Annotated in this window: 3 protein-coding genes; 2 read left to right on the plus strand and 1 reads right to left on the minus strand. The window is 66.3% G+C overall.

The features are described from left to right. Positions 1-144 precede the first annotated feature (144 nt). Positions 145-4,110 (plus strand): Pls/PosA family non-ribosomal peptide synthetase, encoded by a 3,966-nt coding sequence (locus ACOQFP_RS21735; protein WP_341244272.1) that lies wholly within the window; start codon positions 145-147, stop codon positions 4,108-4,110. Between the two features lie 6 nt (positions 4,111-4,116). Continuing rightward, positions 4,117-5,454: a M1 family metallopeptidase gene (locus ACOQFP_RS21740; protein ID WP_206490760.1), complete on the plus strand. Its 1,338-nt coding sequence runs from the start codon at positions 4,117-4,119 to the stop codon at positions 5,452-5,454. Between the two features lie 34 nt (positions 5,455-5,488). Here ACOQFP_RS21740 and ACOQFP_RS21745 read toward each other — a convergent pair. Beyond that, positions 5,489-6,163, minus strand: a 675-nt coding sequence (locus tag ACOQFP_RS21745) for a hypothetical protein (RefSeq protein WP_421585494.1), incomplete at its 5' end; no start/stop codon positions are given.

The following is a 6,163-nucleotide window of genomic DNA, read 5'->3' on the forward strand; positions in this document are numbered from 1 at the left end:
GATCGCTAGTAGGATCCTCGCAGTGCGACAGAGAGTCCGTTCACCTTCTGGCAAACCGAACGTGAGATAACCAACGACGCTGCGGCCTCCCCTGCCGCGGCTCGACAAGCGCTCCACTGCCCCACGAACACGAAGGACACCTGGTTGTCTGTGCACGAACAACATGGCGATTCCGCGGACTCCGGTCTTGCCGGCCATTCCGTAACCACCGATCTCACGGTAGAGGCTGCTCCTGCCCAGTACCTTCGCTCGTCTCTCGCCGCACCGCCGCGCACGCTGATCGACGTCCTTCGCGCTACCGCAGAGCGCTTTCCCGACGCCCCCGCCATCGACGACGGTGCCGTCGCTGTCAGCTACAGCGAGCTGCTGGACGACATCGACGAGGGGGCCCAGTGGCTCGCCAATGCCGGTGTTCGGCGCGGCGATCGCGTCGGCATCCGCATGCCCTCGGGTTCCTTCTCGCTCTACGTCGCCATCCTGTCCATCCTGCAGGTCGGTGCCGCCTACGTTCCGGTCGACGCGGACGATCCGGAGGAGCGCGCCGAGCTGGTCTTCGGGGAGGCCAAGGTGACGGCCATCGTCACCGCTGGCGGAATCGCGGCCGGGACTGCGCCCAGACAGGATCGCGCCGAACACGACTCCGGTCCCCCCACCCCCGAGGACGATGCGTGGGTCATCTTCACCTCGGGGTCGACGGGCACTCCCAAGGGTGTCGCAGTCAGTCATCGCAATGCGGCGGCGTTCGTCGACGCCGAGGCCCGCATGTTTCTGCAGAAAGATCCCCTCGGGCCGGGCGACCGAGTGCTCGCGGGCCTGTCGGTGGCGTTCGATGCCTCGTGCGAGGAGATGTGGCTGGCGTGGCGGCACGGTGCCTGCCTGGTGCCCGCGCCTCGGTCGCTCGTGCGCTCCGGCTTCGATCTGGGCCCGTGGCTCGTCTCCCGCGACATCAGCGTCGTCTCGACGGTGCCGACGTTGGCGTCGTTGTGGCCGGCGGTGGCGTTGGAAGCGGTGCGGCTGCTCATCTTCGGCGGCGAAGCCTGCCCTCCGGAGCTGGCCGAGCGGCTCGCCGTCGAAGGCAGGGAGGTCTGGAACACCTACGGCCCCACCGAAGCGACCGTTGTCGCGTGCGCCGCGATCATGGACGGCACCGGCCCGGTCCGCATCGGTCTGCCGCTCGACGGCTGGGACCTGGCGGTGGTCGATGCTTCGGGCGCTCCGGTTCAGGTCGGCGAGGTCGGTGAATTGGTCATCGGTGGTGTCGGGCTCGCGCGGTATCTCGATCCGGCCAAAGACGCCGAGAAATACGCGCCGATGCCCTCCCTCGGGTGGGATCGGGCGTACCGGAGCGGCGACCTGGTCAAGCTGGAGCTCGAGGGTCTGCTGTTCCAGGGCCGCGCCGACGATCAGGTCAAGCTCGGTGGTCGACGCATCGAACTCGGCGAGATCGACAATGCGCTGCAAGCACTTCCGGGTGTCGGCGGCGCCGCCGCGGCGGTCCGCAAGACGGGCGCGGGCAACTCCGTTCTGGTCGGTTATCTCGCCAGTACCGACCCGAATTTCGATCTGGAGGCCGCCCGTGCGTTGCTGGCGGAGCAGCTGCCGTCGGCGCTGGTGCCACGGTTGGCGTTGGTCGAGGAGATGCCGACGCGCACCTCGGGCAAGGTCGACCGTAATGCTCTGCCGTGGCCCCTTCCCGGTTCGGCCGGGGCGTCGGCGCTCGGCGGGACTGCGGGGTGGGTGGCCGAACTCTGGGCCGACATCCTCGGAGCCCAGATCACCGACGAGAACGCCGATTTCTTCGCCAACGGCGGCGGTTCGCTCTCGGCTGCGCAGTTGGTGACGGCATTGCGCGAGCGGTTCCCGGAGGTGACCGTCGCGCAGCTGTACGACCACCCGCGACTGGGTTCGCTGGCGCAGTACCTCGACGATCTAGAGCCCGTCGTCCAAGCCGTTCCCCGCGATGTGGTTCCGACCTCACGGGTGGCGCAGTGGGCACAGATTCTGGCGACGGTTCCGTTGACCACTCTGACCGGGTTGCAGTGGGTCACCTGGCTCGCGTTGTTGTTCAACGTGATGGCGTGGTTCGACGACGTGTCGTGGGCTCCGACGCTGTCGTGGTGGTGGATCCTTCTCGCGTTCGTCTTGTTCATCACCCCGGTGGGCCGGATGGCGATTTCGGTGATCGGATCACGCATCCTGTTGGCGGGGTTGAAACCCGGTGCGTACAAGCGCGGCGGCAGCATGCACATACGGCTATGGGCAGCAACCCGATTGACCGATGCCAGCGGCGCATCGAACCTCTCGGGCGCGCCGTGGATGGTCTACTACGCGCGTGCACTGGGTGCCACGATCGGCAAGGGCGTCGACCTGCACACACTGCCGCCGGTCACCGGCATGCTCGAGTTGGGCGACGGCTGCTCCATCGAGCCCGAGGTGGATCTGTCCGGGCATTGGATCGACGGCGACCTCGTGTACATCGGCGGCATCGAAATCGGTGCCGGAGCCACCGTCGGTGCCCGCTCGACCCTGCTGCCCGGCACCAAGGTCGGCAAGAACGCCGTTGTGACCGCCGGTTCTGCCGTCGTCGGACGGGTCAAGGCCGGGCAGATGTGGTCCGGTTCTCCGGCGCAGAAGGTCGGCAAGGCCGACCACCCGTGGCCTGCCGAAACACCGCCCCGCGCAACTCGGTGGGTGTTCGCCTACGGCGTCGCATCCCTGTGCCTGTCGGGGATGGCCCTGTTCTCGATCGGGGTCAGCCTCGTGCTGATGGGCTGGTGGATTCACACCGCCGACTCCGTACTCGACGCCTTCGAACGTGGTCTGGTGATGTTGCCGGTTGCCACGTTGGTCTCGCTCGCGGTGTTCGCACTGATCACCGTGGTGGCGGTGCGGTTGCTCAGCATCGGGCTCGTCGCCGGGTACCACCCGGTGCGCAGCCGAATCGGCTGGCAGGTCTGGGCCACCGAACGTCTGATGGACTCGGCGCGTACGTTCCTGTTCCCCCTCTACGCCTCGCTGTTGACACCGCATTGGCTTCGACTGCTCGGCGCGAAGATCGGCAAGGACGTCGAAGCGTCGACGGTGCTGATGATCCCCAAGTTCACTACCGTCGCCGACGGCGCGTTCCTGGCCGACGACACCATGGTCGCCAGCTACGAGCTCGGCGGCGGCTGGATGCATCTCGGCGACGCCAAGGTTGGCAAGCGGGCATTCCTCGGCAATTCCGGTATGACCGGTCCCGGACGAACCGTGCCGAAGAACGGCCTGGTCGCTGTTCTGTCCGCAACTCCGGACAAGGCCAAGTCCGGCTCGTCGTGGCTCGGCAGCCCACCGGTGCGATTGCGTCGAGCCGCAGGCAGTGCCGACTCCTCCCGCACGTTCGATCCCCCGATGAAGTTGAAGGTGGCTCGATCGCTCGTCGAGACGTGCCGGTTGATTCCGGTGGGCGTGACGTTCGGTATCGGGCTTGCGGTCTTGTTCGCTCTGACCGCTCTGGCGGACTCCGTCGGGTATTGGTTGGCGGCGTTGCTCAGTGGTGTCGTCCTGCTCGTCGCAGGGTTCGTCGCTGCTGCTGTCTCGGCGGCGGCGAAGTGGCTGTGGGTGGGCCGGATCGGCAAGACCGACCATCCGCTGTGGAGTTCGTTCGTCTGGCGCAACGAGGTGGCCGACACGTTCGTCGAGACCGTCGCCGCGCCGTGGTTCGCACGTGCCGCCGAGGGCACGGCCGTGCTGAACATGTGGTTGCGGTGGCTCGGAGCGGATATCGGCCGGGGTGTGTGGTGTGAGACCTACTGGCTCCCGGAGGCAGATCTGGTGACATTGGCCGACGGTGCGACGGTCAATCGAGGGTGCGTTGTGCAGACGCACCTGTTCCATGATCGGATAATGTCCATGGACACTGTCGATCTCGGCGCAGGCGCAACCCTGGGTCCGCACTGTGTCGCGCTGCCGGCTTCCGGTATCGGCGACGGTGCCACCGTGGGGCCCGCTTCTCTGGTGATGCGTGGCGACACCGTTCCCACGCATACTCGTTGGCAGGGCAACCCGATCGCGCCGTGGGCCAAGGGTGACCCTTTTCCGCGGATTCGCGACGACCGAGACGAGGGGTGATCGTTCGTGGCAGACAGGCTCGTAGCACCGGTTTTCGATGTCGATTCCAGTGACAATCCGATAGATACGTACCTTCCGCAGAACGGCAACCGCGGCTATCGCGTCTCGCGCTACGAACTCGACCTCGAGTACAAGGTCGAGAGCAACCGGCTCAGTGGCAAAGCGAAGATCACCGCCGTCACCACCGCGACGGTGACGAAGTTCGCGTTCGATCTCGGCCCGGCGATGAACGTGACCAAGGTGTCGGTCAACGGTTCACGCTCGGTGAAGTTCAGCCATCAGCGGGGCAAGCTCAAGATCACCTCGGCCAAGGAGATCGCGTCGGGTGCGGCGTTGGTGGTGACGGTGACGTACGGCGGAACTCCCAAGCCCATCAACGGTTCCTGGGGTGAGGTCGGTTGGGAGGAGCTCACCGAGGGATCGATTGTCGCCAGTCAGCCCAACGGTGCCGCCTCGTGGTTCCCGTGCGACGACCATCCGGTGTCCAAGGCCAGCTACGGCATCACCATCACCACCGATTCGCCGTACTACGCGGTGGCCAACGGTACGTTGGTGCGCCGTCAGACCCGCGCGAGCCGCACCACCTGGGTATACGAGCAGCCCGAGCCGATGGCGACGTATCTGGCGACCATTCAGATCGGTCCGTACGAGCATCGCATCGTCAGCCCGGGGCCGGTACCGATGAAAGCGATCACTCCGCCGCGGCTGCGCGCGCAGTTCGATCACGATTTCGGCCGCCAGCCGCAGATGATGGATACGTTCGTACGGCTGTACGGCCCTTACCCTTTCGCGTCGTACACGGTGGTGGTCACCGATGACGATCTCGAGATTCCGGTCGAGGCGCAGGGATTGTCGATCTTCGGAGCCAATCACTGCTCCGGCTCTCGGCACTACGAGCGCTTGGTGGCGCACGAGCTGGCCCATCAGTGGTTCGGCAATTCGCTCACTCTCGGCAAGTGGGCCGATATCTGGCTGCACGAGGGTTTCGCCTGCTACTCGGAGTGGATCTGGGCCGAGAACTCCGGCGGCGCGAGCGCGCACGACAAGGCCGAGCGGGCGCACTCCATCCAACGCGGTTTGGCCATGGACATGCAGCTCAGCGATCCCGGTGCCGAGCGAATCTTCGACGACCGCGTCTACAAGCGCGGCGCTCTGGCTCTGCACGCATTGCGCTGCACCATCGGCGACGAGCGCTTCTTCGGCCTGATCCAGGAGTGGACCTTCAAGTACCGCTACTCGACGGTGGCGACCGCCGATTTCACCGATCTCGCCTCCCGTTTCGGTTGCCCCCGAAGCTTCTGGGACGCATGGCTGGTGGACAAGCAGTTGCCGTCGTTGCCGTGATCTGCGCTCTGCGACAAGGCCGTTCGGATCCGGCTCAGCGATACCCGAGCGAGACGATCAAGCCTGCGACCGCATAGCCGTACAGCGCGGTGGTCGCCAGCCCTTGCCGCCAGAAGCCCGTCGGGAACGACGCCGCCCACCGCCCCCTGCCGTCCAGTCGTAGATCGCAGGGAAAGTCGCTGATCACCATGGCCGATGTCGGCTGTTTCGAGTGCGCGAGCACCACGCCGGTGGTGAACGGCAGACCGCGAACGAACAGGTGACCGCGGGCCTGCCCGGCCCGGTACCGCACCGCGGATTCGGTGACAGTACCTGTGTACCAACGTCGTTGGACGTTCCATCCGGTGGCGTGTGCGACGCGAAGGTTGCGGTCGCCGCGCAGTGCGGTGTCGACGGTCTCGATGTCCGCGATCGTTCCCCACCGCAGCATCGACCACCACCGCCTGATCGCCCCGATACGCCCCGCCACTGCGCCCGTCAGCACGACCGCGAAGATGTACGGCACCAGTGCGGGATGGCTCGACCAGCATGCGGCAGGGACGATCACTGCGAGAAGAAACCAGTAGGCCTCGCGCCGGTTCCATACCGTCGCACCGGCGAGCGCCACCGTCGGAGGGACCCGATGCGGCGGGGCAGTGCGCGCGGACTGCAGCATGATGCCGCTGATACTAACCTCCGTCGTGGGGCCTTTTCGCAGCCGGGGGGAGGC

The organism is Rhodococcus sp. MALMAid1271 (assembly GCF_049195265.1).
GTDB lineage: Bacteria > Actinomycetota > Actinomycetes > Mycobacteriales > Mycobacteriaceae > Rhodococcoides.